This window comes from Massilia sp. LMS1-1-1.1 (assembly GCF_040815535.1).
In the GTDB taxonomy this organism is placed as follows: domain Bacteria; phylum Pseudomonadota; class Gammaproteobacteria; order Burkholderiales; family Burkholderiaceae_D; genus Janthinobacterium; species Janthinobacterium aestuarii.
Window position 1 is genome coordinate 386,173 of sequence record NZ_JBFPNG010000012.1, and the last position, 25,315, is coordinate 411,487.

At 62.5% G+C, this 25,315-nt stretch carries 22 protein-coding genes and 4 tRNA genes; 14 read left to right on the plus strand and 12 right to left on the minus strand.

All coding sequences use genetic code 11. From position 1 onward, the window contains the following. Positions 1–3: 3 nt before the first annotated feature. The 8 genes from senA (at position 4) to MRBLMS1_RS11765 (ending at position 7,603) form a co-directional block, all read left to right on the plus strand. Positions 4–1,200 (plus strand): selenoneine synthase SenA, encoded by a 1,197-nt coding sequence (senA, locus tag MRBLMS1_RS11730; RefSeq protein ID WP_485879507.1) that lies wholly within the window; start codon positions 4–6, stop codon positions 1,198–1,200. Positions 1,201–1,235: 35 nt separating this feature from the next. Continuing rightward, entirely contained in the window at positions 1,236–3,182 is a 1,947-nt protein-coding gene (locus MRBLMS1_RS11735) for a UvrD-helicase domain-containing protein (RefSeq protein ID WP_485879508.1), read from the plus strand. 93 nt (positions 3,183–3,275) lie between these two features. After that, positions 3,276–4,190 carry an NAD-dependent epimerase/dehydratase family protein gene (locus tag MRBLMS1_RS11740; RefSeq protein WP_485879509.1) on the plus strand — a complete coding sequence of 305 codons (915 nt, stop codon included), beginning with the start codon at positions 3,276–3,278 and terminating at the stop codon, positions 4,188–4,190. Between the two features lie 108 nt (positions 4,191–4,298). Then, positions 4,299–4,580, plus strand: a complete 282-nt coding sequence (locus MRBLMS1_RS11745) for a hypothetical protein (RefSeq protein WP_175560504.1) — start codon at positions 4,299–4,301, stop codon at positions 4,578–4,580. A 2-nt stretch (positions 4,581–4,582) separates the two neighbouring features. Further along, the gene (locus MRBLMS1_RS11750; protein WP_485879510.1) at positions 4,583–4,966 is read left to right on the plus strand and encodes a LiaF transmembrane domain-containing protein; all 384 of its coding nucleotides are present in this window, start codon (positions 4,583–4,585) and stop codon (positions 4,964–4,966) included. Beyond that, entirely contained in the window at positions 4,956–5,771 is an 816-nt protein-coding gene (locus MRBLMS1_RS11755) for a LiaI-LiaF-like domain-containing protein (RefSeq protein ID WP_219329801.1), read from the plus strand. The genes MRBLMS1_RS11750 and MRBLMS1_RS11755 overlap by 11 nt, the downstream gene beginning before the upstream one ends. Positions 5,772–5,777: 6 nt before the next feature. Then, positions 5,778–6,854 carry a sensor histidine kinase gene (locus MRBLMS1_RS11760; protein ID WP_485879511.1) on the plus strand — a complete coding sequence of 359 codons (1,077 nt, stop codon included), beginning with the start codon at positions 5,778–5,780 and terminating at the stop codon, positions 6,852–6,854. A gap of 11 nt (positions 6,855–6,865) precedes the next feature. Next, entirely contained in the window at positions 6,866–7,603 is a 738-nt protein-coding gene (locus MRBLMS1_RS11765; RefSeq protein WP_485880074.1) for a LytR/AlgR family response regulator transcription factor, read from the plus strand. Here MRBLMS1_RS11765 and MRBLMS1_RS11770 read toward each other — a convergent pair. The 3 genes from MRBLMS1_RS11770 to MRBLMS1_RS11780 form a co-directional block, all read right to left on the minus strand. Further along, the gene (locus MRBLMS1_RS11770; protein ID WP_485880076.1) at positions 7,589–9,844 is read right to left on the minus strand and encodes an ATP-dependent DNA helicase; all 2,256 of its coding nucleotides are present in this window, start codon (positions 9,842–9,844) and stop codon (positions 7,589–7,591) included. The genes MRBLMS1_RS11765 and MRBLMS1_RS11770 overlap by 15 nt on opposite strands. 5 nt (positions 9,845–9,849) lie before the next feature. Next, on the minus strand, positions 9,850–11,502 hold the full coding sequence (locus tag MRBLMS1_RS11775; RefSeq protein WP_485879512.1) for a VRR-NUC domain-containing protein: 1,653 nt from the start codon (positions 11,500–11,502) through the stop codon (positions 9,850–9,852). A 95-nt stretch (positions 11,503–11,597) separates the two neighbouring features. Continuing rightward, on the minus strand, positions 11,598–12,302 hold the full coding sequence (locus MRBLMS1_RS11780; protein WP_485879513.1) for an SMI1/KNR4 family protein: 705 nt from the start codon (positions 12,300–12,302) through the stop codon (positions 11,598–11,600). A 156-nt stretch (positions 12,303–12,458) separates the two neighbouring features. On the opposite strand from MRBLMS1_RS11780, the gene MRBLMS1_RS11785 reads away from it, so the two are divergent. After that, positions 12,459–13,688: an MFS transporter gene (locus MRBLMS1_RS11785; protein ID WP_456149187.1), complete on the plus strand. Its 1,230-nt coding sequence runs from the start codon at positions 12,459–12,461 to the stop codon at positions 13,686–13,688. A gap of 175 nt (positions 13,689–13,863) precedes the next feature. Here MRBLMS1_RS11785 and phaP read toward each other — a convergent pair whose 3' ends face one another. From phaP to MRBLMS1_RS11805, 4 genes are all read right to left on the minus strand, one after another. Further along, positions 13,864–14,475, minus strand: coding sequence for a TIGR01841 family phasin (gene phaP, locus MRBLMS1_RS11790; RefSeq protein WP_128139842.1), 612 nt, complete (start codon positions 14,473–14,475; stop codon positions 13,864–13,866). A 108-nt stretch (positions 14,476–14,583) separates the two neighbouring features. Next, positions 14,584–14,778 (minus strand): hypothetical protein, encoded by a 195-nt coding sequence (locus MRBLMS1_RS11795; protein WP_034755105.1) that lies wholly within the window; start codon positions 14,776–14,778, stop codon positions 14,584–14,586. A 47-nt stretch (positions 14,779–14,825) separates the two neighbouring features. Next, entirely contained in the window at positions 14,826–17,066 is a 2,241-nt protein-coding gene (locus MRBLMS1_RS11800; protein ID WP_485879514.1) for an ATP-binding protein, read from the minus strand. A 102-nt stretch (positions 17,067–17,168) separates the two neighbouring features. Continuing rightward, positions 17,169–17,597, minus strand: coding sequence for a winged helix-turn-helix transcriptional regulator (locus MRBLMS1_RS11805; protein WP_485879515.1), 429 nt, complete (start codon positions 17,595–17,597; stop codon positions 17,169–17,171). 116 nt (positions 17,598–17,713) lie between these two features. Here MRBLMS1_RS11805 and MRBLMS1_RS11810 point away from each other — a divergent pair, with 116 nt between their 5' ends. Further along, positions 17,714–18,565, plus strand: a complete 852-nt coding sequence (locus MRBLMS1_RS11810) for an SDR family oxidoreductase (RefSeq protein ID WP_485879516.1) — start codon at positions 17,714–17,716, stop codon at positions 18,563–18,565. A 91-nt stretch (positions 18,566–18,656) separates the two neighbouring features. Here MRBLMS1_RS11810 and MRBLMS1_RS11815 read toward each other — a convergent pair. The 4 genes from MRBLMS1_RS11815 to MRBLMS1_RS11830 form a co-directional block, all read right to left on the minus strand. Then, a tRNA-Leu gene (locus MRBLMS1_RS11815) sits at positions 18,657–18,741 on the minus strand. 82 nt (positions 18,742–18,823) lie between these two features. Further along, positions 18,824–18,908, minus strand: a tRNA-Leu gene (locus tag MRBLMS1_RS11820). A gap of 67 nt (positions 18,909–18,975) precedes the next feature. Continuing rightward, positions 18,976–19,060 (minus strand) — tRNA-Leu (locus MRBLMS1_RS11825). Positions 19,061–19,362: 302 nt separating this feature from the next. Next, a tRNA-Leu gene (locus MRBLMS1_RS11830) sits at positions 19,363–19,447 on the minus strand. 420 nt (positions 19,448–19,867) lie between these two features. Here MRBLMS1_RS11830 and rnr point away from each other — a divergent pair. The 4 genes from rnr to MRBLMS1_RS11850 all read left to right on the plus strand — a co-directional run bounded on the left by rnr (position 19,868) and on the right by MRBLMS1_RS11850 (position 24,830). Beyond that, complete coding sequence (rnr, locus tag MRBLMS1_RS11835) at positions 19,868–22,429, plus strand: ribonuclease R (RefSeq protein ID WP_485879517.1); 2,562 nt, start codon at positions 19,868–19,870, stop codon at positions 22,427–22,429. A 14-nt stretch (positions 22,430–22,443) separates the two neighbouring features. After that, positions 22,444–23,187, plus strand: coding sequence for a 23S rRNA (guanosine(2251)-2'-O)-methyltransferase RlmB (rlmB, locus tag MRBLMS1_RS11840; protein ID WP_128139836.1), 744 nt, complete (start codon positions 22,444–22,446; stop codon positions 23,185–23,187). Positions 23,188–23,359: 172 nt separating this feature from the next. Then, on the plus strand, positions 23,360–24,109 hold the full coding sequence (gene cysE / locus MRBLMS1_RS11845) for a serine O-acetyltransferase (RefSeq protein ID WP_034784004.1): 750 nt from the start codon (positions 23,360–23,362) through the stop codon (positions 24,107–24,109). 10 nt (positions 24,110–24,119) lie between these two features. After that, positions 24,120–24,830, plus strand: a complete 711-nt coding sequence (locus MRBLMS1_RS11850) for a YceH family protein (protein ID WP_485879518.1) — start codon at positions 24,120–24,122, stop codon at positions 24,828–24,830. 14 nt (positions 24,831–24,844) lie between these two features. On the opposite strand, the gene MRBLMS1_RS11855 is transcribed toward MRBLMS1_RS11850, so the two are convergent. Then, positions 24,845–25,213 (minus strand): tetratricopeptide repeat protein, encoded by a 369-nt coding sequence (locus MRBLMS1_RS11855; RefSeq protein WP_485879519.1) that lies wholly within the window; start codon positions 25,211–25,213, stop codon positions 24,845–24,847. Positions 25,214–25,315 lie beyond the last annotated feature (102 nt).

The window sequence follows — 25,315 nt, forward strand, 5'->3', positions numbered from 1 at the left end:
GCCATGACTTTAATCAACGCCTCTTTTCGCCACGCCGGCGCGCAACAACTGGCCCAGTCGCTGCAGGCTGCGCGCCATGCTACTTTATCGCTGTTCGACTGTTACGTTACTGCCGGCCTGGACGTGGTGGCAGGCATGCCCCGTCATCCGCGCCTCAATCCGCCCTTGTGGCAACTTGCGCACATCGCCTGGTTTGCCGAGTGGTACATCCTGCGCGAAGCCGCTTCCAGCCATCCGGCCGACGCCATTTATAACTCGCTGCTGACCCGCGGCGACGATTTGTTTGATGCCAATATGGTGGGGCACCGCGTGCGCTGGAAGCTGGAACTGCCCAGCCCGGGCGCCGTGAAGACGTATTGCCGTGAAGTGCTCGACCGGGTGCTCGATAAACTGTCGCGCGAAGCCAATGTCGACAGCGCCCTGGCGCCGTACCGGCTGGCCTTGGCGCATGAAGACTTGTGTGGCGAGGAAATGCTGGCCGGTTTGCAATGGCTGGGCCTGGAAGCGCCGGAATCGCTGGCGGCCAGCCCGGCTTTGCCGCCGGGGGCGGGCGAGATCGCTTTTCCAGGTGGCACCATTGAACTGGGCTCGCCGCGTGGGGCCGGGTTTGCCTTCGACAATGAATCGCCGCCTTATGCCTGCTACGTGCCGCCATTTTCCATCGATGCCTGCGCCGTATCGAACGCCCAGTTTGCCGATTTTGTCGCCGACGGCGGCTACCAGAACCGCCAGTTCTGGAGTGCGGCCGGCAGCGCCTGGCTGATGCAGCAGGAGCGCTCGTCGCCCCTGTACTGGCTGCGCGAAGCAACACAGTGGCGCACCATGCGTTTCGGCCAGCGCACGACCTTGCCGCCGAATGAAGCCGTGCGCCACATCAATCTGTATGAAGCGCAGGCCTACTGCGCCTGGGCGGGGCGCCGCCTGGCGACCGAGGCGGAATGGGAGTATGCTGCGCTGTCCGCCCATCCGCGCTTCCACTGGGGCCAGGTGTGGGAGTGGACGGCGACGCCGTTCGAACCGTATCCGGGCTTTGCGGTCGATGCCTGGCGCGAATATTCGGCGCCGTATTTCATGCAGCACCAGGTGCTGCGCGGCGCCGCCTTCGCCACGCCGCCACGCCTGCATTCGCCCCGCATGCGCGCCTTCCATGCGCCCGAACGGGGCGACGTCTTTGCCGGCCTGCGCACTTGCGCCTGGTAACGGCGCAGAGAGTAGCAACCATTTCAGGAATTCTTTTGAGTACAGATAACGCCCCGCAGTTCATTCCCAAACGCATCACGCCCACGCCGGAACAGGTGGCCATCCAGACGGCGCAAAAGAAAGTGGTCTTGATCGACGCCAATGCCGGCGCGGCCAAGACGACGACCCTGGCCCTGCGTCTGGCCGAAGCCTTGCACCGGGGCCGCGCGCCCGAACGCATGCTGGCCCTCGTCTTCACGGAAGCGGCGCGCGTGGCCCTGCGCCAGCGCCTGCTGGAAGTGGGCGTGCCGCTCGGTGTCGTCAAGCGCCTGACCATCGACACCTTCGACGCCTTTGCCGCCAAGGTGCTGCTGCAGATGGAAAACATGCAGGTGGCAGCCATGCGCAGTGATGAAGAGCTGCGCCCGGTGGCCTGGGAAGCGCTGGAAGTCGTGTCGGAAAAGTATGCTCACCGCTATCCGCTGGAAATCAACACGACGAACGGGGCGATTGCCGAGTTTTTGAAATTGCAGCTGCGCACCAAGGCGCGCCTCGATTTCCAGAATCCTGACTTCGAAAGCAATTCCCTGGACGACAACCTGGAAATGCTGGGCATGTCGCGCACGCATTATCTGTGGCTGCGCGAATACGAAGGCTTGCGCGGCGCCGACACGGGCGATATCCAGTTCCGCGCGCCGTTCGATGCCACCTACGACCTCGTGCGCATGCTCGATGGCGACGAGCCGCTGCGCCAGCAATTGCCGGCCTTCCAGATCATCGTGGCAGATGAATTGCACGATTTGAATGAAGCATCGTTCCGCCTGCTGACCATGCTGATACGCCGCGGCAACGCGTTTTTCTGCGGCGCCGGCGACAAGGATCAAGTGATCTACACGTGGTCGGGCGCCGACCACCGCTTCCTGCGCCAGCGCTTCGAGCAGGAATTCCCCACCTTGCAGCGCTTGCCGCTGACGGCATCCTACCGCTACGGCCCGCAGCTGGCGCAGGCCGTGGGCGTGTTGAAAAACAAGGCCAGCGTGTCGGCTCTCACGCGTGCCACCCACATCGAGCTGCTCGAGTACGACCACGCGCAGCCGCAGGCATGCAGCGCCCAGCTGATCGCCGCGCTTGAACACGCGCATGCGGGCACGACGGCCATCTTGCTGCGCGACCGCGACCAGGCCATCCGCGTGGAAACGGCGCTGTTCCAGAGCGGTATCGCTTATGGCCTGGTGGACATGAACAGTTATCTGCTGAGCCTGGAAGTGCTGATGCTGCGCGGCATGGTTGCCATCGCCCGCAAGGATTTGCACGCGATCAGGAGTGGCCCGCGCCGCGGCGAGATCCTCGAAGCCCTGGTGGCGTTCGCGGAAATCCCTTTTACGCGCGCGGAACTGCAGCAAGCCAAGGCTGACGTGGCCAACTATCCGGACTTGCTGGAAGGCTTCTTGACGAACCAGCTGGCCAAATCGCAGAACCAGGACAAGGCGGCGCTGACCCTGGCCGCCGTCGATTACCTGCGCGCGCTGCCTTCCGATGCCCTGGCGGGCGACGCGCTGCGGCACATCTTTGGTCTGATGCAGCTGGAACAGACGGCGCGCCGCATCTACGTCGACCCAGCCCAGGCGCGGGTCGTGGCCCGCTCCCTGCACGGTTTTATCGCCGTGTGCAGCGAAGCGGGCGTGGCGCTGGGCGGCTTTGCGGGCTGGCTGGGCGAGATGGAAGAAGCGGTGACGGTCTCGACTGGCAAGGCCAAACTGCTCATCGCCTGCATCGACCAGATCAAGGGCCTCGAATACAACCACGTGATCTTGCCCTACCTGGCAGTCGATGAATTCCCGCGCAGCAAGACCGACCCGCTGGAAGAAGAGAACCGTTTCTATGTGGCCGCCACGCGCGCGCGCGACAGGCTGACCTTGCTCACGCCGGAAGACCCCGCCTACCGTAGCCGCTACATCGCCGTCCTGCAGCTCAAGCAGAAGATTGTTGCGCCGAAGTCATAGATCTTTTGCTGTGTGGCCGCTTTTTGCGAAAGACGAAAGCGGGCATACTGGACTGGTGTGATTGACAGCAATCTAACCAGACAGGAGCAAACAATGAAGATATTTGTGACGGGCGCAGCGGGATTTATCGGCAGTTCCATCGCGTCAGGCCTCGTGCGGGCCGGCCATCAGGTGACGGGGCTCGTGCGCAAACCGGAGCAGGTGGCCGAGCTGGCCACCATCGGCGTGTTGGGCGTACACGGCGATTTGAACGACCGCGAGCTCATCATCGAGCAGGCGAAGGCGGCGGACGCCGTCATCAATGCGGCCAGCAGCGACCACCGGGGCGCCGTCGAAGCCATCCTTGAAGCGCTGGCCGGCACCAACAAACCTTTCCTCCACACCAGTGGCTCGTCCATCGTGGGCGACGCGTCGGGCGGCGAGGGCACGGAACAGATTTATTTTGAAGACAAGCTGCCGGCACCGACGGCCGACAAGGCGGCCCGGGTCGCCATCGATGACCTGGTGCTGGCCAGCGCAAGCCAGGGCGTGCGCGCTAGCGTGCTGTGCAACACCCTGATCTACGGCCACGGCGCCTTGCCGCGCGACAGCGTGCAATTGCCCCGCTTGTTGAAACAGGCGCGCAAGAGCGGCATCGTGCGCCACGTGGGGCCGGGCCGCAATGTTTGGTCCAACGTGCACATCGACGACGTCGTCAGCCTGTATCTGCTGGCGCTGGATAAGTCGCCCGCCGGCACGTTTTACTTCGTCGAATCGGGCGAAGCGGTTTTCCGCGACATGACGGCCGCCATTGCCACCGCACTGGACCTGGGTCCCGCACAGGACTGGCCATTGCCGGAAGCCATTGCCGAATGGGGCTACGAGATGGCTTCCTACGGCCTCGGTTCCAACAGCCGCGTGCGCGGCGAGCGGGCACGCAAGCTGCTGGGCTGGCAGCCGCAGGGGCCGTCCGTGCTGGCATGGATCGAGAACGATATGCTCAATCCGCCGCACGCCACCGCCGGTTGATGCAGCTCAGCAAAACCGCACCAGTGTGCGCTAGCGAACGGTGCTGTTTTGCGATCGGGAGTATGATTGCTTTGCTTGGTTGAGACGCACTGCCGTGAAGTTGGCGGCATGTTCGATCTTCCAGCAGGTCAGCCGGTCGCCTCAAGGATCGGCACCAGATTTCCGCCGCCGGCGCCGTTTGCGCTCTGCGGCTGTGCACTGCAACTCCAGGTCGCGGTGTGTGCTGCGAACCCCTTCAAGGCCGGCCTAGCCGGTCTTTTTTTTGCCTGTTTTTGGCTGTTGTTTCTGCCGTTGCGCCATTCACCGCCACCTGTCCGCCATTCGCCGAAGCGCTGTTTTCGCGCGCCCGAAATCCGCGTATCTTTACGATCAACCAACTTCAAGGGGTGACCGTGAAACCTGAACCAGCGTATTACCGCCGTACCCAGCTGCTGTGGGGCGTGCTGCTGATCGCCATCGGCACCATCATCCTGCTGGACCGGCTCGATGTGATCTATCTCCATGACTACTATGCACTATGGCATTATTGGCCGGTGATACTGGCCGTCTTCGGCCTCAACAAGCTGCTCACGCCCGTGTCCGCCAAGCAGGTGCTGAGCGGCCTGTGGCTGATCTTCTTCGCCGCCTGGTGGTATGTGTCGTATGAAGAACTGTGGAACTTGAATTTCTACAATAGCTGGCCCGCCTTGCTGATCGCCTGGGGCGTGGGCCTCGTGCTCGAACCGCTGCTGAACAAACATTTTATTGCCTACCGGGAGTCCGAGCATGAAAAATAGACCGCCGCTGCACTCGCCATCGCAGATCGTGCTGGGCGTCATCGTCATCGGCCTGGGGCTGCTGTTCCTGCTCGATAACCTCGGCTTCATCAATGTGCGCTATACCTTCCGCTTCTGGCCCACCATCCTCATCATTTTCGGCTTGCTGAAAATATCGCAAAGCCATTCCCGCTCCGGCTACATCGTCGGCGGCGTGATGGTCTTGCTGGGCCTGAGCTGGACCTTGAAAGCCATGGGCTTGTTCTATATCAACTGGAGCATGCTGTGGCCGCTGCTCATCATTGCCGCCGGCGTGGCCGTCGTGTCGAAATCCCTGCCCGGCGGGCGGCAGCGGCAGCGCCGCCGTCACTTTGCCGCGCCGCCCGATGCCAGCGCCGCGCCTGATGCATTCGGCCAGGCCAGGAATGGCGCCGTATCGCTCGACAAGGAAGTCGCTGGTGCCACTGCGGCGCCCGGTACCGGCGCCCAGGCGGACGACGACAGCATCATCGAAGTGACGGCCATCCTGGGCGGCTATGTGCGGCGCGTGTCGTCGCAGCGCTTCAGGGGCGGCGATATCAACGTCATCATGGCCGGCTGCGAAATCGACTTGCGCCAGGCATCGATCGAAGGCGAAGCCGTGCTCAACGTATTTGCCCTGTGCGGCGGCGTCACCATCAAGATCCCGCCCGACTGGAGCGTGGTCCTGCAGGGCACGCCGATCCTTGGCGGCTTCGAAGAAAAGACCATCGTGCCGCCGAACCAGAACAAGCGTTTGTACGTGACGGGCTACGCCATCATGGGCGGCCTGGAAATCCGCAACTAGGCGCGCATGTCCGGACCCTTGTCGAAGCGGCGCGGCGCCGTGGTGGTGTTCCTGGTCTGCATCGCGCTGGGCCTGGCCCTGGCCTCCATCCTGGCCAGGGTGGCGCACGCGCCCTGGCTCAATGCGATGCTGTTGGTGGTGCCTGCCACGCTCGTGTATGCGATCGGCTCGGGGTTTTCCGCGTTTTATTTGTGCCGCGCCTATCCCTTGCACGCCCGCCATCCGCTCGCCATTGCCAGCGTGATGGGCGTGGCGGCCCTGTTCGCGGGCTTGCTGTGGGCGACCCTGCTGCAATTTTTGAACAGCGTCAGCCTGTTGATGGAGCAGCACTGGCTGGGCGTGAACCTGACGCCATCGCTGCTGGCCCTGTTCTTCGGCCTGGGGGCGCTGCTGTATTGCCTGGCTGCCGCCGTCCATTACCTGCTGCTCGAATTCGTGCGTGCCAGGATGGCCGAGCAGCGAGGCCTGGAAGCGCAGCTGATGGCGCAGGAAGCGCAACTGCGCATGCTGCGCACGCAGATCGATCCGCATTTCCTGTTCAACAGTCTGAACTCCATCAGCGCCCTGACGTCTATCGATGCGACGGGCGCGCGCCAGATGACGGTGCAACTGGCCAGTTTCTTTCGCCAGAGCCTGAGCCTGGAAGCGCACAAGCACATCACCGTGCAAGAGGAACTCGTGCTGATCCGCCACTTTCTCGCCATCGAACAAGTGCGTTTCGGCGCGCGCCTGCAGGTGGCGGAAAGCATCGACACTGCCGCGCTGGCGTGTCTGTTGCCGCCCATGCTGATACAGCCGCTCGTGGAAAATGCCGTCAAGCATGGTATCTGCGGCTTGACGGAGGGCGGCCTGATCGTCATCGAGGTCCGGCGCGCAGGCAGCCTGCTGCAGATCGCCGTGCGCAACCCCGTTGATGCGGATCAAGGGCCGGCGCGCGGCAACGGCGTAGGTCTGGAGAATGTGCGCCAGCGACTGGCCGGTGCGTATGGCCACGAAGCGGGCGTGCACTGGACGCGGCGCGGCGCGACGTTTGAAGTAGTGCTATCGATGCCGGCACAGACCGGCGACACGGAGGAAGCATGATACAGGCAAGAATGCGGGTGGCCATCGTCGATGACGAATTGCTGGCGCGCAGCGTGCTGCGCGAATATCTGGCGCGCCACGACGATATCGAGATCGTCGCCGAGTGCGCCAATGGCTTTGACGCCGTCAAGGCCATCGCGGAACTGGAACCGGAGCTGGTGTTCCTCGACATCCAGATGCCGCGCCTGGACGGCTTTGAAGTGGCCGAGCTGATCGGCGCGAAGACGCGTTTGATCTTTGTCACGGCCTACGACCAGTACGCCTTGAAAGCGTTCGAATGCCATGCGCTCGACTATCTGTTGAAACCGTTCAGCGAACAGCGCTTCGACCAGGCGCTGGCCCATGCGCGCACCAACCGCAGCACGCCCGCCGCGTCCACTGCTGTGCAAACGCTGGCGCGCGAGGCGGCCACGCGCGCCGCGCCTTTGGACCGCGTGCTGATCCGCGACGGCGCCAAGGTCCACGTCATCGCCAGCGCGCGCATCGACTACATCGAGGCGCAGGACGATTACATCAGTATCCGTTCCGAAGGCAAGTCCTACCTGAAAAGCCAGACTTTAGCAGAACTGGAAACCCAGCTCGATCCCGCCAAGTTCCTGCGCGTGCATAGATCATATCTGCTCAATATCGACGGCATCCGCCGCATCGAGGCGGCAACGAAAGACAGCCACGTGGCCATCCTGCGCGATGACACGCGCATTCCCGTGAGCAAGGCGGGCTACCAGAAGCTGAAGTTACTGGTTGGCTAGCTGCACATCCCACCACGTGGGCAAGAGTTGCCGGATTTCCGGGCGCGAAAAACGGTCGTCGATCAGGTAGACGACGCCCTTGTCCGACTGCGTGCGGATCACCCTGCCGGCAGCCTGCACCACCTTCTGCATGCCCGGATACAGATACGTGTAGTCGTAGCCTGCGCCGAAGATGTCGCCCATGCGCTGGCGGATCTGCTCGTTGACGGGATTGATCTGCGGCAAACCCAGGGTGGCGATGAAGGCGCCGATCAGGCGTGCGCCGGGCAAGTCGATGCCTTCGCCGAACGCGCCGCCGAGCACGGCAAAGCCGATGCCGCGCGTGTCCAGGCCGAAACGTCCGAGGAATTGTGCGCGGGCACTGTCATCCATGCGGCGCGGCTGTTGCCACAGGGGCACGTCCGGATAATGCTGGGCGAACAAGTGGGCCGTCTTTTCCATGTAGTCGAAGCTGCTGAAGAAGGCCAGGTAGTTGCCCGGCGTTTCCGCGTATTGCTTCGCCATCAGCTGGGCGATGGGCAGCAAGGAGGCGGCGCGGTGCTGGTAGCGCGTGGAAATCGTGTCGGCCACGCGCACGGACAATTGTTCCGCCTGGAATGGCGATTCCACGTCGACCCAGGCCGTGTCGGCCGGCATGCCCAGGGTGTCGCTGTAGTAATTCCACGGACTCAGGGTGGCGGAAAACAGGGCCGTGCTGTGACTGGCCGCGAAGCGTTCCTTGAGAAACGGTGCCGGCACGATGTTGCGGATGCAGACGGTGGAGCCAGTGTCTGTTTTGCTGACGTCGAACAGCGAATGCTCGCCGAAACTTTCCGCCAGGCGGTTGATCAGCAGCACGTCAAAGTAAAAGCGCTGCAAGTCCTCGTCCAGGGCCGTAGCGTGTTCGGCCATGTAGTCGCCGATGGCCGTGGCCACGCCTTGCAGGGCGCCAAAGAATTTGTCGGGCAAGGCCGCATGCACGTGGTAATCGCCATCCTGCTCTTTCAACAAAGCCGTCCACTGGCGCGAGAGGCGGTCGAGCGGTTTTTTCAACGCTTCGGGAGCGAACTTGCGCAGCATCTTCAGGTCGATCTGCGCCAGCTCGGCCGAATACATGCTGCGCGCGCGCGACACCATATTGTGCGCCTCGTCGACCAGCACATTGACTTTCCAGTCGTGGACCAGGGTCATGCCGTACAGCATGGCGCTGAGGTCGAAATAGTAATTGTAGTCGCCGATGACGACGTCGCTCCAGCGCGCCAGCTCCATGCCCAGGTAGTAGGGGCAAATACCTTGCTGCAAGGCGACGGCGCGCACGGCTTCCTTGTCCAGGATCAAACCGCTGGCCAGCGCCACTTCGCGTGCCAGCGGCAGGCGGTCGTAAAAACCCTTGGCCAGCGGGCACGATTCGCCGTGACACGCTTTGTCCCGATGTTCGCAGGCGCTGGTCTTGGCGCTCAGTTCCAGCACGCGCAAGGGCAGCAGCGGGGCGCTGTCCTTGAGGATGGCACAGGCGTCGAGCGCCATCTGGCGGCCGGGCACCTTGGCGGCCAGGAAAAACAGTTTATCGAGGCCATGCGCGGCCGTCGCTTTCAGCATGGGGAACAGGCTGCCCACTGTCTTGCCGATGCCGGTCGGCGCCTGCGCCAGCAAGCCGCAGCCGCGGCTGCTGGCCTTGTACATGGCTTCGGCCAATTGTCGCTGCCCCGGGCGGAAGTCCGCATGGGGAAAGGCCATGGCCGCGAGCTGTGCGTCGCGGCTGGCGCGGTGCGCCATTTCCTGCTCGGCCCAGTCGAGGAACAGGGCGCAATGCTGTTCGAAGAACAGACGCAGCGCCTCGGCCGTGCACTCCTCGTGCATGACGGTTTCCTTCTGGCTCACGATATCGAAATACACGAGCGCCACGCGCAGCATGGGCAGGTTCAGCTGCTGGCACAGCAAGTGGCCGTAGATGCGCGCCTGCGCCCAGTGCAACTGGCGATGGTTGGCGGGCATCGTGTCGAGTTCGCCCCGGTAGGTCTTGATCTCTTCCAGCTGGCGCCGCGCCGGGTCGTAGCCATCGGCGCGGCCCCGCACGTGCAGGGGGCCGAAGTCGCCGGACAAGCTGATTTCACGCTGGTAATTATCGTCGCGCCGGCTCGTCACGGTGGCGTGCCCGGCCATGCCTTCCTGCGCCGTGGGGGACGGTGTGAAACGCAAGTCCAGGTCGCCCACCTTGGCCGTGAATTCGCACAGGGCGCGCACGGCGATCGTGTACTTCATGCCGCTCATGTGGCCACCTGCCATTGCAGGTAGCACACGCTGACGGGCATCGTATGTTCGGCGCAATACGCGATCCAGCGCAGCTGGTTGTCTTGCAAGCGGTCGCCCGGACCCTTGACTTCGATCATGCGGTAGCGCCGTTCGGCCGGCCAGAACTGGATCAGGTCGGGAAAGCCGCTGCGGTTGCTTTTGATGTCGAGCAAGATGCGCTCGAACGCCTTCTTCAAGTGCGCGGCCGGGATGCAGGCCAGCGCCAGGTCCAGCAAGCCGTCGTCCAGCACCTCCCAGCTGACGAAGGGCGAAACGATGCCGTGCTTGGCGGCAAGCGTGGCGCGGATGGCCGCGTGGTAGCTGCCGTCGTCCAGTTGCGCCAGGCAGGCGGCAAAGTCCTTGCTGCGGCGCTGGTAAAAATCGGCGCTGTGCAAGTCGGCCGGGCCACGGTGGAACGGGTGGAAGAAGGCGCCCGGCATGGGCTTGAAGATGGCGGGCCAGCACAGCAGGCCGAACAGCGAGTTGATCAGGGTGTTTTCCACGTAATACACGGGCGCGCCGTCCTGCATCAAATGCTGCTGCACCACGCCTTCCACGTAGCACGCCTGTTCAGGATAGGGCAGCAGCAGGTCGATGCGCTCCACGGCGGCGGCCGCATTGGCCGCCTGTTTGGCATGGCCCAGCTTGCGCCGCAAACGGGGCGCCATGCGCAGCAGCAATTGCTGTTCCGCTTCGCTTTCCGGCGCCGCCAGGGCGATCAGCAGGCGCTCATAGGCCGCTTGCGGCTGTTCATCTTTTTCCAGCACGCGGATGGCGCGGCCCCGCGCGCCCGGATAGCGGCAATCGGCGTAGGCGCGGTAGGCAGCCGGCCAGTCCTGGCATTTTTCCAGGTGCTGGGCGATCTGGAAGCGCAGCTTGTCGCGCCGGCTGGCCAGCCAGGTATTGTCCTCGGACAAGGGCAGCGCAGCCAGTTCCTGCAGCACCTCGTCGGCTGGCGCGCTGTCGTTGTAGCGTTCGCGGCACTGGTGCAGCACTTCATAGTGCTCGATATCCTGGCGTGTGCGAAAACCGCGCGACTGCGGCGAGAATTCCACTTTTTCATATTGATACACGCCGAGGTCGGACAGCACGAATTCCGACCAGTCCTGGTGGTAGTTGCCAAAGTAAATCAGCCGCAGGCGGTCGCACAGCGCTTGCAGGCCGATGCGGTACAGCACGTCAGTGCAGGCCGGATGCCATGCTGAGAATGGTTTACTTTCCGTATGCTGCTCGCGCAAGGCGTCCAGTTGCTCGGCCTTGCGCGCCGTCTTCAGCGGTGCGGCGAGCTCGAAGGCCTGGATGATCTCCGCTTTTAGCAGCAAGTCGAACAGTTCGTCGAGCGCAATGGCGGGATCGGCATCGACCCATTCCAGGGCCAGCAAGGGCAGGGCGGCCGCACGCGTGTCGCCGATTTCCGGGTAATTGAGCTTGCTGGCACGAAACAGGCACCCTTTGCGCATGACGAGGCGCACGAACAGGGCGCGCGAGGGCTGCGGCAATGCGCCGAAGGCGGCAATGAACTGCGTTTCTTCAGGACTCAGCAGATCGGCGTAACGCGCGCTGATCCAGCTCAGCACGTCCTGGAAATTATCCAGATAGTACAGGGGATTTTCCAGGACTCTCAACATGGGGATGGCAATAGGGCAAGATGCAAGGTGATGGGTTTTACTGTGTTTATATACAGTTTAAACCTTCAGCCGCCGCTTGCCCAGTGATTTTATGTTCAGTCAGCCGTGCTGTAGGCAAAATAGCTGTCGAACTTTTCACAGGGAATCAGTTCTGCGCGCAGACTGGCCAGTTCGATATCGGTCAGCAATCCCCTGTGCGTTTCCGTGCGTCCCTTCGGCAGCGCCACCTCGTAATCGATGATGTCCCTGGCCAGCAAGGCGTGCAACACTTCGGCTTGCCGCGCCGTCAGGTAGCGCGCGTGCGTGCCCAGGGTTTTTGCCAGTTGCTCCTTGAATGCCTCGTCGCTGACGTCGTTGTATGTATCCTGGTCGGCCATGCTGTTCAACAACATGTGAACCATGAAATCTTGCAGGTTTTTCGCCAGGTACTGGGCTTCATTCTCGTCATGCCACAGCAGCACGATGGGCATCTCGCCGTCTTGCGCGCTTGACGCGAAAAAGCAGTAGTGGTCGCCTGCGCCCGTTTGCGCAAACGGGATGAACTGGAAGGCCGGATCGATCTGGCGGTAATCGTCCGTATCCAGCAACGCTTCCACTGCCGCGGCGACGGCTTCGATGTTGAGCAATTCGAAATCGTCCGCATGCAGCAGCAGGGTGGGCCGGTCCGTCAAGGTGGGATAGACGAGCTTGTACCAGTCGGGGCCGTATTCGCCCACGGCCAGCATGCCGTCGCGCTCCAGCTGCCGATACAATGCGGGATAGGTGAAGCCGTGCTGCTGTTCAATTTCTGACAGTGTCATGTTTGCCCCGTTCAACGTGATTCGTGTGGGCATGATAGCCGAGGCCGTGCCTCGCACGCTTCACGGCAGCAATGATGGACATCATTAATAAACATTTAAGTTTGCTTATGTGGCATGGTCACGTATGCTTGCCAGACTAACATCCGCCGAACCCGCATGAAAAACATCATCCTGATTTCTGCCGCCTGTCTGCTGGCGCTGCTGTCGACCATCGGCGCCTCGCTGCCATACCCGATCCTGCCGCCCCTGTTCGCGGCCGAGGCGCCGAATGCCTTCAACAATTTCCTGGGCTTGCCGTCGAAATTGCTGTTCGGCCTGGCGCTGACCATCAACCCGCTGGGCTTGCTGATCGGCTCGGCCTTGCTGGGCCCCTTGTCGGACCGCTATGGCCGCCGTCCCTTGCTGATGCGCACGGCCGTGGGCGCCGCCATTGGCCACGCCATCACGGCCTGGGCGCTGGTGATCCAGTCCTATCCTCTGTTCATCGTGGCTCGGTTCATCACCGGTTTGCTGGAAGGGAACGGCGCCGTGGCGCGCGCCATGCTGGCCGACCAGCTGACGGGGCCGCTGCGCCTGCGCGCCATGTCGTGGCTGAACGGCGCGTTTTACCTGGGCTGGCTGGTGGGCCCGATCCTGGCGGGCGCAACTCTGCATTGGGGCGTGACGGTACCGTTCTGGATCGCCGCCGCCGCCCTGATGCTCGTCGCCGTGCTGGTGGCCGTGGGTTTGCAGCGTGAAACGCCCTCGCTATTGACAACGTCGTGGTGGCAAGTGGCGCGCGACCGCCATTCGCTCAATTTGCTGCGCCATGAGGAGCTGCGCACTCTGTTCATCGTGCAATTGGCATTTACGTGCGGTGTGGCCAGCTTTTATGAGTTCTATCCGCTGTGGCTGGTCGAGACGGCCAATTACCATGCACAGGAGATTGCCTGGGTGAATGTGGGCCTGTGCGGCACGATGACCATCACGTCCTTGCTGGCGGGCGGTCCCAGCCGCCATGCGCCGCTACTGCGGGCCTGCTGGTATGCGTGCGGCGTGGCGCTGGCCGTAGGGATCTTGGCGTTGGGTAATATCTGGGTGGGCATCGCCGCCATCGTGCTGTTCGGCATTCCGAATGCGTTGTACAACACGGTGATACAGGGCTGGTGCGCCGAGCGCTTCAGCGCACACGGACAGGGCGCCGTGATGGGTTTGCTGGCCACGACGTTTTGCATCGCCAACATCGTCGTCGCCCTCAGTGGTTCCGTGCTGACCCTGATCGACACGCGGCTGATACTCGTCGCGGGCGCCTTGTCCGCCGCCTGGGCCGCGTGGCGCATGATGGCCTGGCGCCGCCAGCTGGACGGCGCCGTCGAGGCGAAGGCGTGCCAGGATTTCTGCAGCTAGGCTCAGGCTATTTCGGGGGTATGGGAGGGTGGCGGTGCGTGTACCGGATACGGCCGGTGAATTCTTGTAGGTCGGTAGGCCGGATTAGCGCGCAAGCGCGTAATCCGACATCACCATGAGCGCCAACAATGCGTCGGATTACGCGCGGCCTTGCCGCGCTAATCCGACCTACGGCTTACTTTTTGGCAGCCTTCGGCTTGGCGGCCGGCGCCGCTTTTTCAGCCGCGGCGGTGGCGCCGTTTGTCGCCTTTTCCGTGGCCTGCGCCACTTGCGCGCTGGCCTTGGCGATCTGCTCTTCCACGGTCTTCACGGCCTGTTTCGTGGCCTTGGTCACTTGTTCGTAGCCGAGGAAGGCATTGTCGATGGCGGCCTTGACGATGGCGACGGCGTTTTCCGAGCCTGGCGGCACGTTTTTCGTGACGTCGTAGATCAGGGCGCTCAGATTGCTTTTCGCTTCGGCCACGTGGGCTTCTGCGGCCGTGGTGAATTCCGTGTGGATTTCCTTGATGATGTCGTCGAGTTGCTGTTTATACGCTTTGGCGCCGGCCACGCCCGGTTGCAGCTGGGCAGCGGCGGCGGCCATGGCGGCCTTCGGATCCTTGGCCTGGCTGATTTCCTTGCCGGCGGCGATGCCATCCTCGATGCCGGACTTGGCGGTGGCCATGTTCAATGCCAGCACCTGTTCCACGCCTTGCACGGCCTTCGAGGTGAGGGTGTTGAAGGTCATCAGCTGGAATTCAAACAGGGCCTTGGTGGCCGTTGCGAATTGTTCGGGATTCGTAAACATGTGGTCTCCTCGGTTTGAATAGATACGTTCTTATCGTTCCATACTCTTTCGACGCCGCAATGCCATCGCTTGCAATCAAGCCGGTGCCCCCGTGTGGTCATGGCCCCATTATTTAACAAGCGCCGGTTTTTCGCAACGGCTATCTTTGTACGGTCCCGAGGCCAGTTCCCAGCCAAATCCCAGGGTGGATTGGGCGCACGACAGCGTGCCGTCGATCTTGCTGCGCCATTTGTACCAGGGGGCAGGTCCGGCCATTGCGCAGGCGCACACTGCCAGCAGGGCCGTGGCGATCAGGTATTTCATGGGTGCTCCGAAAGAAATGCTTGAGGGCATTGTAGCGCGCTTGCCGTTCAGGGCGCGGGCGATTGCGGCGCCACGGCGGGCAGTTGCAGGGTGAAGGTGGTGCCGCTGGCGTCGCCCGTGCTGCTGGTGGCGTCGATATGGCCGCCCAGCACGCCCGTGATGATGTTGTGCGCCACATGCAGGCCCAGGCCCGAGCCGCCGGAACCGAGCTTGGTCGTGAAGAAAGGGTCGTAGACGTGCACGAGATCGTCGGCGGCGATACCCACACCCGTGTCGGCGATGGACATGGTGATCGTCTTGCCGTCGTCGCTGCCGCGTGCCCTGATGTGAATGGTGCCGCTGCTGCGGCCCTCGAAGGCGTGGCGCAGGCAGTTTTCCAGCAGGTTGCTCAGCACCTGGCCCAGCGGACCCGGATAGCTGTCCATGGCCAAGCCCTCGGGCACGTCCTGCGTCAGGCTCAGGCCGGCGGCCTTGAGCTGCGTGCACAGGGGCAGCATCAGCTCGGCCACGAACTGGCGCAGCAGGAAGTGGCGACGCTGCGAACTGGCGCGGTCGACGGCGATCTGCTTGAAGCTCGAGACGAGGTCGGCCGCGCGCTGCAGGTTGCGCAGCATGATGGCGTCCGCCTCGCTGGCCTGGGTCAGGTAGGCGCCCAGTTCGGAACGGCGCAAGCCATCGAGGAAGCTGGCCTGGATTTCGCGCGTGCGTTCGGCCATCGTGGTGGCCACCACCAGGCCGTTGCCGATCGGCGTATTGAGTTCGTGCGCGATGCCGGCCACCAGCGCGCCGAGCGCGGCCAGCTTGTCGCGGCGCACCAGTTCTTCCTGCGTGATGGACAGGTTTTCCAGCGCGGAGGCCAATTCGCGGTTCGTTTGCTCCGATTGTTCCTTGGCCTGCGTCAGGGCCGCCGTGCGTTCGGCCACCAGCTCTTCCAGGTGGGTGCGGTGGCGCTGCAGCTCGCGTTCGTGGCGCATGCGGCCAATCGCGATGCCGGCCAGGTCGGTCGCCGTGTCGATCAGCTCCAGGTCGCGCGCATCGGGCTTGCGCACCTCGCGGTAGTACATGGCGAACGAGCCGAGCACGGTGCCATCCTGGCCGAAGATGGGCTGCGACCAGCAGGCGCGCAAGCCGAATGGCGCGGCCAGTTCGCGGTAGGGCGCCCACAGCGGATCGCACATGATGTCGCTGACCACCACCGGTTCGCGCAGGGACATGGCCGTGCCGCAAGAGCCTACGCCGGGGCCGATGGCCACGCCTTCGAGCAGGGCCATGTATTCGGGCGGCAGGCTGGGGCCGGCCGCGCTGTGCATGTGGACGCCGTCGTCGTCGAGCAGCATGATGGAGCAGAGCACGCCGCGCGACTGGCCTTCAATTAACAGCAGCAGCTGGTTCAGGGTGGGGATCAGGGGCGCGCCCTTGGCGACCATTTCCAGCAGGGCGCTCTGGCCCGAGCGCATCGCTTCGGCGAGGTTGCGTTCGGTCAAGTCGATGATGCGCGCATGCACGAGCTGGCGGCCCGGCACGGACAGGCGCATCAGCCGGATTTCGCAGGCGATCGGGCGGCTGTCTCGGTGGCAGCAGCTGGCGCGGAAGACGACGATCTTGCCTTGCAAGGTATCGCGGATCTTTTCTTCCAGCAGCTGCGGCGAGGCGCGGCCATCGCTCTGATGCTGGGGGAACAGCGGTTCCATGCCGCCTTGCAGCAGCTCGGCCAGCGGCATGCCGAACAATTCTTCGGCCAGGTGGTTGGCGTCGATCAGCAGGCCGTTGTCGATATCGAACAGCAGCACGGCGTCGGGCGAGCCGGCCAGAATCGAGTGGTAATTGACTTCCAGCGTTTGCGGATGCAGGGGGCGCGGCGGCGTGGTGGCGCGCGGCGCGGGCGTCTCTGCCTTGTGCAGCGCCAGTTCCATGAGGATTTTTTCCGCCACGTCGCGCGCATTGAAGGGCATCTTGATGTAGTCGGAGGCGCCGGCGCCCACGCTGCGGCCCTGTTCCTCGGCGCTTGGCGTGGCCGACATCAGCAGCAGGGGCACGCCGTGGCGTCCGCCCGCATTGCGCAGGCGCATGCAGGTGGCGCCGATATTCGAGCCCGCCAGGGCCGCGTCGAGCAGGATCAGGTCCGTGCCGCCGGCCGCCAGTTCCACCCCTTCGTCGATATCGCCCGCCAGTCCCGTGCCCAGGTTATGCCTGTCCAGCACATACAGCAGTTCGCGCACATCGTTCGGCGAATTGCTGACCAACAGCACATTGGCCCGGTCGGTGATGGAAGAAATCAACTGGTTCATGGTGTCGCGCCCTTACGCGTTTCATGGGGCTAGTATTACATCAAGGCAAGTAGGAGTAAACGATAATTCTTGATGATTAAAAGCAATGCGGATGGGTCTCGTTTACGCGGCGTTTTGCGCTGCGGGCGCCGTGGCCAGCTCGGCGCGCGCCTGTTCGATGCGCGGGTAGTTATCTTCGATCCAGTCGACCAGCACGGCCAGGCGTTCGGCCGCCTCGCGTCCCAACGGCGTGAGACTGTATTCCACCTTGGGCGGTATCACCAGATACGCCTGGCGCAGCACGAAGCCGTCGCCGGCCAGCGCTTCCAGCGTTTGCGCCAGCATTTTTTCGCTGACGCCGCCCACTTCGCGGCGCAGCTCGCTGAAGCGCCGCGTGCCGCTCAGCAGCAGTACCAGCACCAGCACGGCCCAGCGGCTGGTCAGGTGGCTGAGCACGGCGCGCGACGGGCAGGTGGCCGCCAGCAGGTGGGCGTCCTGGGTTTGCCGGGCGAGGGCGGCGCGCAGGTTGGCGCCGGGAGTGTCTGTGGACATGATAGTTGGCCTTGTTAAGGTGGATTGCATTCATACTTACCAAAAGGTACGTACTTACAATAAGTAAGTAATAGTCCTATTATAGGGTTTTACCACCCGCGTACCAAGGAGAAATCATGATCGTCATCACCGGCGCCACAGGCAATCTGGGCCAGCACGTCATTGCCAGCCTGCTTAAATCTGTCCCCGCAGCCAATATCATCGCCGCCGTGCGCAACCCGGCCAAGGCCGCCGACCTGGCCGCCCGGGGCGTGCAAGTGCGCCAGGCCGATTACAACGATGGCGCCAGCCTCGACGCGGCATTCAAGGGCGCGACGAAGATACTGCTGATCTCGTCGAGCGAAGTGGGCCAGCGCGCGCAGCAGCACCAGAACGTCATCGATGCGGCCAAGCGCGCCGGCGTATCTCTGCTGGCCTATACCAGCGTCTTGCGCGCCGATACGTCGCCGCTGGGCCTGGCCGCCGAGCACGTGATCACGGAAGCAGCCATCCGCGCGTCCGGCCTGCCGTACAGTTTCCTGCGCAACGGCTGGTACCTGGAAAACCATACGGAACACCTGGCGCCCGTGCTCGAGCATGGCGTCGTGCTGGGCGCGGCGCAAAACGGGCGTTTCTCGTCGGCCGCGCGCGCCGACTACGCCGCGGCCGCCGCTGCCGTCTTGACAGCGGATAAACCGCAAGCCATCTATGAACTCGCTGGCGACCAGGGCTTTACCCTGGCCGAGTACGCTGCAGAGGTGGCGCGCCAGTCGGGCAAGGCGATTGTGTACAAGGATTTGCCGCAGGCGGATTTCAAGGCGGCGCTGGTGAGCGTGGGCGTGCCGGAAGGCTTTGCCGATCTGCTGGCCGACTCCGATGCGGGCACGGCCAAGGGCGGCCTGGAAGATAATGGCAAGCAATTGAGCGCGCTGATCGGCCGTCCGACGACGAGCCTGCTTGACGCCGTCAAGGCGGCGCTGGCCAAGTAAGGCGAGGGAGGATGCCGTGGCAGCACGGCATCCGGAAATGAAAAAAGCCGCAAACTCGTGAAAGTTTGCGGCTTTTTTGCGAATTAGGTAATGGTGCCCACGAAGGGACTCGAACCCCTACACCCGAAGGCACATGGACCTGAACCATGCGCGTCTACCAATTCCGCCACGTGGGCACTGATGCTGCTTGTTGCTTACTGCTATATCTCACTACTTACTACTGTACTGCGGACTACAACGAAAACAACTCGTTGCTGGTGGTGCCCACGAAGGGACTCGAACCCCTACACCCGAAGGCACATGGACCTGAACCATGCGCGTCTACCAATTCCGCCACGTGGGCATTGTGCTGCTTTTGCTGCTATTTACTACTGTACTGCGGATCACAACAATCGACAACTTGTTGCTGGTGGTGCCCACGAAGGGACTCGAACCCCTACACCCGAAGGCACATGGACCTGAACCATGCGCGTCTACCAATTCCGCCACGTGGGCATTGTTACTGCTTGCTGCTTGTCGCTGCGTGTTCTGCAGCGAGGACAAAATCATAAGGGCTGGCGCGCATTCGGTCAATCAACATTTTGCACTTTTCTTCAAGAAACATGTTTTTTCGCCTGAAAAGGGCTGTTCCCTATGAAAAAGGGCTGAACTTGCCTCTTTTTTCAGCGGTTTTCAGTCGCTTTCCATCCGCAGGCATGTCAGGTGAGTCGGCTGCCGGGAGGGGAGGGCTTTTCGCTGCGGAAATGAAAAAAGCCGCAAACTCGTGAAAGTTTGCGGCTCTTTTGCGAATTAGGTAATGGTGCCCACGAAGGGACTCGAACCCCTACACCCGAAGGCACATGGACCTGAACCATGCGCGTCTACCAATTCCGCCACGTGGGCACTGATGCTGCTATTACTTACTTTACTGCTTACTACATTGCTGCTCGAGTACTTGTTGCCAAATAACTTAGCAACAATTCTGCTATTATAGCGACTTGAAGAGTTTTGCGCCAGATGAGCTTTCGCTCCATACTGCACATCAACCCTGTACCGCTTTCCTGCAACTGCATTCCCGTGAAGGTTTGTCGCTGCAAGAGACCGAGATTATAGAGCAATATTTGCCGAAGTCAAATGCATTGCGCAGCTTTTCTGCTTTTTTTCATCGGCGGGGCACTTGTTCGGTTTCCGCTACGCTGTCCGTTAGGCAAACCAAGGCGTCCTCCGGTACACTACCGGACATCACCGTGTCAATATTGACGGTGATGTCATCGGTCTTTGTCTTCCGTTTGATCACTGTCAATAACAACTATAGAAATACTTTTGAGCCAAAATACCCACACCATCCCCAGCCGGGAGGACATTCTCGGCATATTCCGCAGCGTCAACGCGCCTCTCGACCCGCAGTCTCTCGGGAAAACGCTGCAAGTGCATGCCGATTCCATGGATGTCCTGGTCCGTCGCCTGAAGGCGATGGAGCGCGACGGCCAGCTCAAGTCTGACGCCAGCGGTGTTTTCAGCCTGGCCGACCAGAGCGCGCTTGTCGCCGGTCGCGTCACCAGCCACCGCGATGGCTTCGGCTTTGTCATTCCCGATGACGCCAGCGCCGACCTGTTCCTGCCTGAGAAAGAAATGCAGAAAGTACTGCATGGCGACAAGGTCATGGCCCGCATCGTCGGCACGGACCGCCGCGGCCGCCCGGAAGGCACGATCGTCGAAGTCACCTACCGCGCCAATACCCACGTCATCGGCCGCCTGATCCAGGAAAACGGTACCTGGGTCGTGGCGCCGGAAGACCAGCGCATCGGCCAGGATATTCTCGTCACCGGTTCGGTGGGCAAGGCAAAAGCCGGCCAGATCGTCAGCGTCGAGCTGACCGAGCAACCGATGCGCTTCAAGCAGCCGGTCGGCAAGATCGTCGAAGTGCTGGGCGCTTTGGATGATCCCGGCATGGAAATCGAAATTGCCGTGCGCAAATTCAACGTGCCGCACATCTTTTCCGCCGCCGCCCTCAAGCAAGCTGAAAAGCTGCCGTTCGAAGTGCGCGCCGCCGACCTGAAAGACCGGGTCGACTTGCGCGACGTGCCTTTGGTGACCATCGATGGCGAGGACGCGCGCGATTTCGACGATGCCGTGTATTGCGAGCCCGTCAAGATCGGCCGCGCCAACTGCTTCCGCCTGATCGTGGCGATTGCCGACGTCAGCCATTACGTGAAACCGAACGACGCGCTCGATATCGACGCGCTCGAGCGCAGCACGTCCGTCTACTTCCCGCGCCGCGTGATCCCGATGCTGCCGGAAAAGCTGTCGAACGGCCTGTGCTCGCTGAACCCGGCCGTCGACCGCCTGACCCTCGTCTGTGATGCCGTCGTCAGCGACAAGGGCGAGCTGAAGGCTTACCAGTTCTACCCGGCCGTCATCCATTCTGCCGCGCGCCTCACGTATGACGAAGTCGCTGCCGTGCTGGGCAACACCAAGGGACCCGAAGCGGCACGCCGCGCGGACATCCTGCCACACCTGCAAAACCTGGAAGCCGTCTACCGCGCCTTGCTGAAAGCGCGCACTGAGCGGGGCGCCATCGATTTCGAGACGACGGAAACGTATATCGTCTGCAATAGCGCGGGCAAGATCGAAAAGATCATTCCCCGCACGCGCAACGAAGCGCACAAGATCATCGAAGAGTGCATGCTGGCGGCCAACGTTTGCGCGGCCGATCTGTTGCTGCGTAACAAGCACCCAGGCACCTACCGCATCCACGCCAGCCCGACCAAGGAAAAGCTCACGCAAGTGCGCACTTTCCTGAAACAGGTTGGCCTGAACCTGACGGGCGGCGACACGCCATCGGCATCCGATTACCAGACCCTGATGCAGCAGATCAAGGAGCGTCCCGACGCGGCCCTGCTGCAAACGATGCTGCTGCGTTCGATGCAGCAAGCCGTCTACAGCCCGGACAATATCGGCCACTTCGGCCTGGCGTACGAGGCGTATGCCCACTTCACCAGCCCGATCCGCCGCTATCCCGACCTGCTGACGCACCGCGCCATCAAGGCCATCTTGCAGGGCAAGAAATACGAGCCGAAACTGTCCGACAAGGTTGTGCTGAACACCAATGTGTCGAACGCCACGCGCAAGCAGCAGGCGAAGGACAAGGCCGACGGCAAGCCGAAGAAGACGGACCTGACGATATGGGACGCACTGGGCGTGCATTGCTCGGCCAACGAGCGCCGCGCCGACGAAGCATCGCGCGACGTGGAAGCCTGGCTGAAGTGCTACTTCATGCAGGACAAACTGGGCGAAGAGTTTACCGGCACGATCACCGGCGTGACCACCTTCGGCGTCTTCGTGCAACTGGACACCCTGTTTGTCGAAGGCCTGGTGCACGTCACCGAGCTGGGCACCGACTACTTCCAGTACGACGATGCGCGCCATGAATTGCGCGGCGAACGTACGGGCAAGCGTTATCAATTGACCGACCGTCTGACGGTGCAAGTGGCGCGTGTCGACCTGGAAACGCGCAAGATTGACCTGCGCCTGGTCACCGATGCGGAACTGGCGGGCGAAGATGCGCCAGCCAAGCAAGCTGGCGGCAAGCGCAAGGGCGAAAAGAAATCGATGGTCAAGCCCGGTCCCGCGACCGAGCAGCGCCACGAGATCAAGGCCAGCGTCAACACCGGCGGCAACAACGGTGGTAAACCCGGCAAGGGTTCCGGCGGCCGTTCCAACGGCGCCAAGGCGCAAGCCAAGCCTGCAGCCAAGGAAGCCCCCAAGGCGGCAGCCCCCAAGGCCGCCGCGCCGAAGCGCAGCAAGAAACCAGCCGCGGCACCCGCTGCGGCGGCACCACGTGCAGCAAAAACTGTATCAAAATCAAGCAAGAACAAGCGATAAGCGATAGATAGATAATGAAGAATAAAATGATTTTCGGCTTCCACGCCGTCACCTCGCGTCTGCGTCATGAAGCGTCGTCCGTGGAAGAAATTTTCGTCGATGCCAGCCGCGTCGACGGCCGCATGAAGGACATGATCGCCACCGCCAAGGCTGCCAACGTGCGCGTCATGCCCGTCGACTCGTCGCGTCTGGACAAGATCGTCGGCACGCGCCGTCACCAGGGCGTGATCGCGTTTGCCTCGCAACTGTCGCTGGCGCGCAATCTCGATGAGCTGCTGGACGCCATCGACGGCCCGCCGCTGCTGTTGATACTCGACGGCATCACCGACCCGCATAACCTGGGCGCCTGCCTGCGCGTGGCCGATGGCGTCGGCGCACATGCCGTCATCGTGCCGAAGGACCGCGCCGTGGGCTTGAACGCCACGGCCGCCAAGGTCGCCAGCGGCGCCGCCGAAACCGTCCCGTACATCACGGTGACGAATCTGGCGCGCACCATGCGTGAACTGAAAGAGCGCGGCATCTGGCTGATCGGCACCTCGGACGACGGCGAAAAAGGCTTGTACGAAGCCGATTTCACGGGCCCGACGGCTCTCGTCATGGGTTCCGAAGGCGAAGGCATGCGCCGTTTGACGCGCGACACCTGCGACATCCTCGTCAGCATCCCGATGTTCGGCTCCGTCGAGAGCTTGAATGTGTCGGTCGCTTCTGGTGTATGTCTCTACGAAGCCCGCCGCCAGCGGATTGCTTTAGAAGCATAAGTTAGCGTCACTTGGGGTCAGACCCGTCGGGGTGATGCGTTCCAATGGAGCGCATCACGATTCCGAAGGAACTGACCCCAGCTTGCCGTTGAGGGGCCTCTCGACGTCAGCCCCTCCAGCATTCCCCCGCCGAATACGCTACCATTTGCGTTCCACCTTATCCATTTTCATTATGTTCCACCACCTGCGCGAAGACATCAACAGCATCATCGAACGTGACCCGGCCGCCCGCAATGGCTGGGAGGTGCTGACCTGTTATCCGGGCTTGCACGCCATCGTCATGCATGGCTGGGCGCACTGGTGCTGGACGCGGCACATGAAGTGGGTGGGGCGCTTCATTTCCTATATCGCCCGCATCATCACGGGCATCGAGATCCATCCGGGTGCGGTCATCGGCAGGCGCGTCTTCATCGACCATGGCTTTGGCGTGGTGATCGGCGAGACGGCCGTCGTCGGCGACGATTGCACCATCTACCAGGGAGTGACCTTGGGCGGCACGTCGCTGCACAGTGGCGCCAAGCGCCATCCGACCCTCGAACGCGGCGTCATCGTCGGCGCCGGCGCGCAGGTGCTGGGCAGCTTCACGGTGGGCGAGTACGCCAAGGTGGGTTCGAACGCCGTACTGCTCAAACCCGTGCCGTCCGGCGCGACGGCCGTGGGCAACCCCGCGCACATCGTGCAAAAGGATGTCAGCGCCTTGCGCGAGGGCAGCACGGCCCATTTGTTCGCCGCGTATGGCGTCACGCCCAACGGCGACGATCCGCTGTCGAAAGCCCTGCAAGGCCTGATCACGCACGCCGTGGCGCAGGAACAGCGCATCGAAACCATCCTCGCCACCCTGAAGGCGGCGGGCATCTGCTGCCAGGGCGTGCCCGAGTGTGATAAATTCGATTCCGAGCAAATGAACAAGCTGGTTGATTAAGGATACAGGCATGACTACAGACGTACACATAGCTGAAAACGCAGCAGAAAAAAGCAGTGACAATCCGAATCTGCTCGACCCCTTCGAGATCCGCGTGCTGGCCGTGCTGGCGGAAAAGGAAGCGCTGACGCCGGACAGCTATCCGCTCTCGCTCAACGCGCTGACGAACGGCTGCAACCAGCTGTCCAGCCGAGATCCCGTCATGGCCCTGTCCGAAGAAACCGTCTACGACGTGCTGCAGCGCCTGATGCAACGCAAGTTCGTCAACGGCATCACGCAGGCCGGCGCGCGGGTCGCCAAGTACGAACACCGCATGCGCATCAAGTGGTCGCTGGAACAGGACAAGCTGGCCATCCTGACGATCCTGATGCTGCGCGGCTTGCAGACGGCGGGCGAAATCCGCAGCCGCAGCGGCCGCGTACATGAATTCAAGTCCGTGGCGGAAGTGGAGTCGGGCCTGCAGTTCTTGATCGACAAATATCCGCCGCTGGTGGCCAAGCTGGCCGTCGCACCCGGTGCCAAGGAGCCACGCTACGGCCACTTGCTGGGCGGTGAAGGGGCGCTCGCGCAGATCGAGACGGCGGCAGGCTACGCCGGCGCCGTCAGTGCGCCGCAGCAGGGCAGCAGGGTGGCCCAGCTGGAACAGGAAGTGCTGCAATTGCGCAGCGACTTCGATGGCCTGGCGGCGCAGTTCGAGGCGTTCCGCAAGCAGTTCGAGTAATTTTCCGGATACGCCTATTGGGCTTGCGGGTCGAAATAGGCGGTCCAGCTCAGGCTGGATGCGGCAAGGTCCTGCGCCTTGCCAAATTGCGCCATGGCCTTGCGCGGTTTTGCCAGTCCCGCCAGAGCCACCCCCAGGTTGTAATGGGTATGGCTGTCCGTCGAGCCCAGCGTGAGCGCCGTTTCCAGCACGTTGACGGCTTCCCTGTACTTGCCCTGGTCACACAGTACGGCGCCCAGGCAAGTGAGCAGGGTGGTATCTTGCCGATCCGCTTGCAGGGCGCTGCGCAGCACGGCTTCCGCTGTCGCCATGTGCGCATCCCATTGCCCGGCATCGCTTTCGGCCAGTTTGATATATGCCTTGCTTGCGGCGATGGCGTCCATTGCCGTTAGCTGGGCCAGGCGGTGGAATTGTTTCCGTCTTCCAGGGCTTCACGGCCGATTTGCTCTATCAGTTGCCAACATTTTTCTTCGTTCATTGTTCAT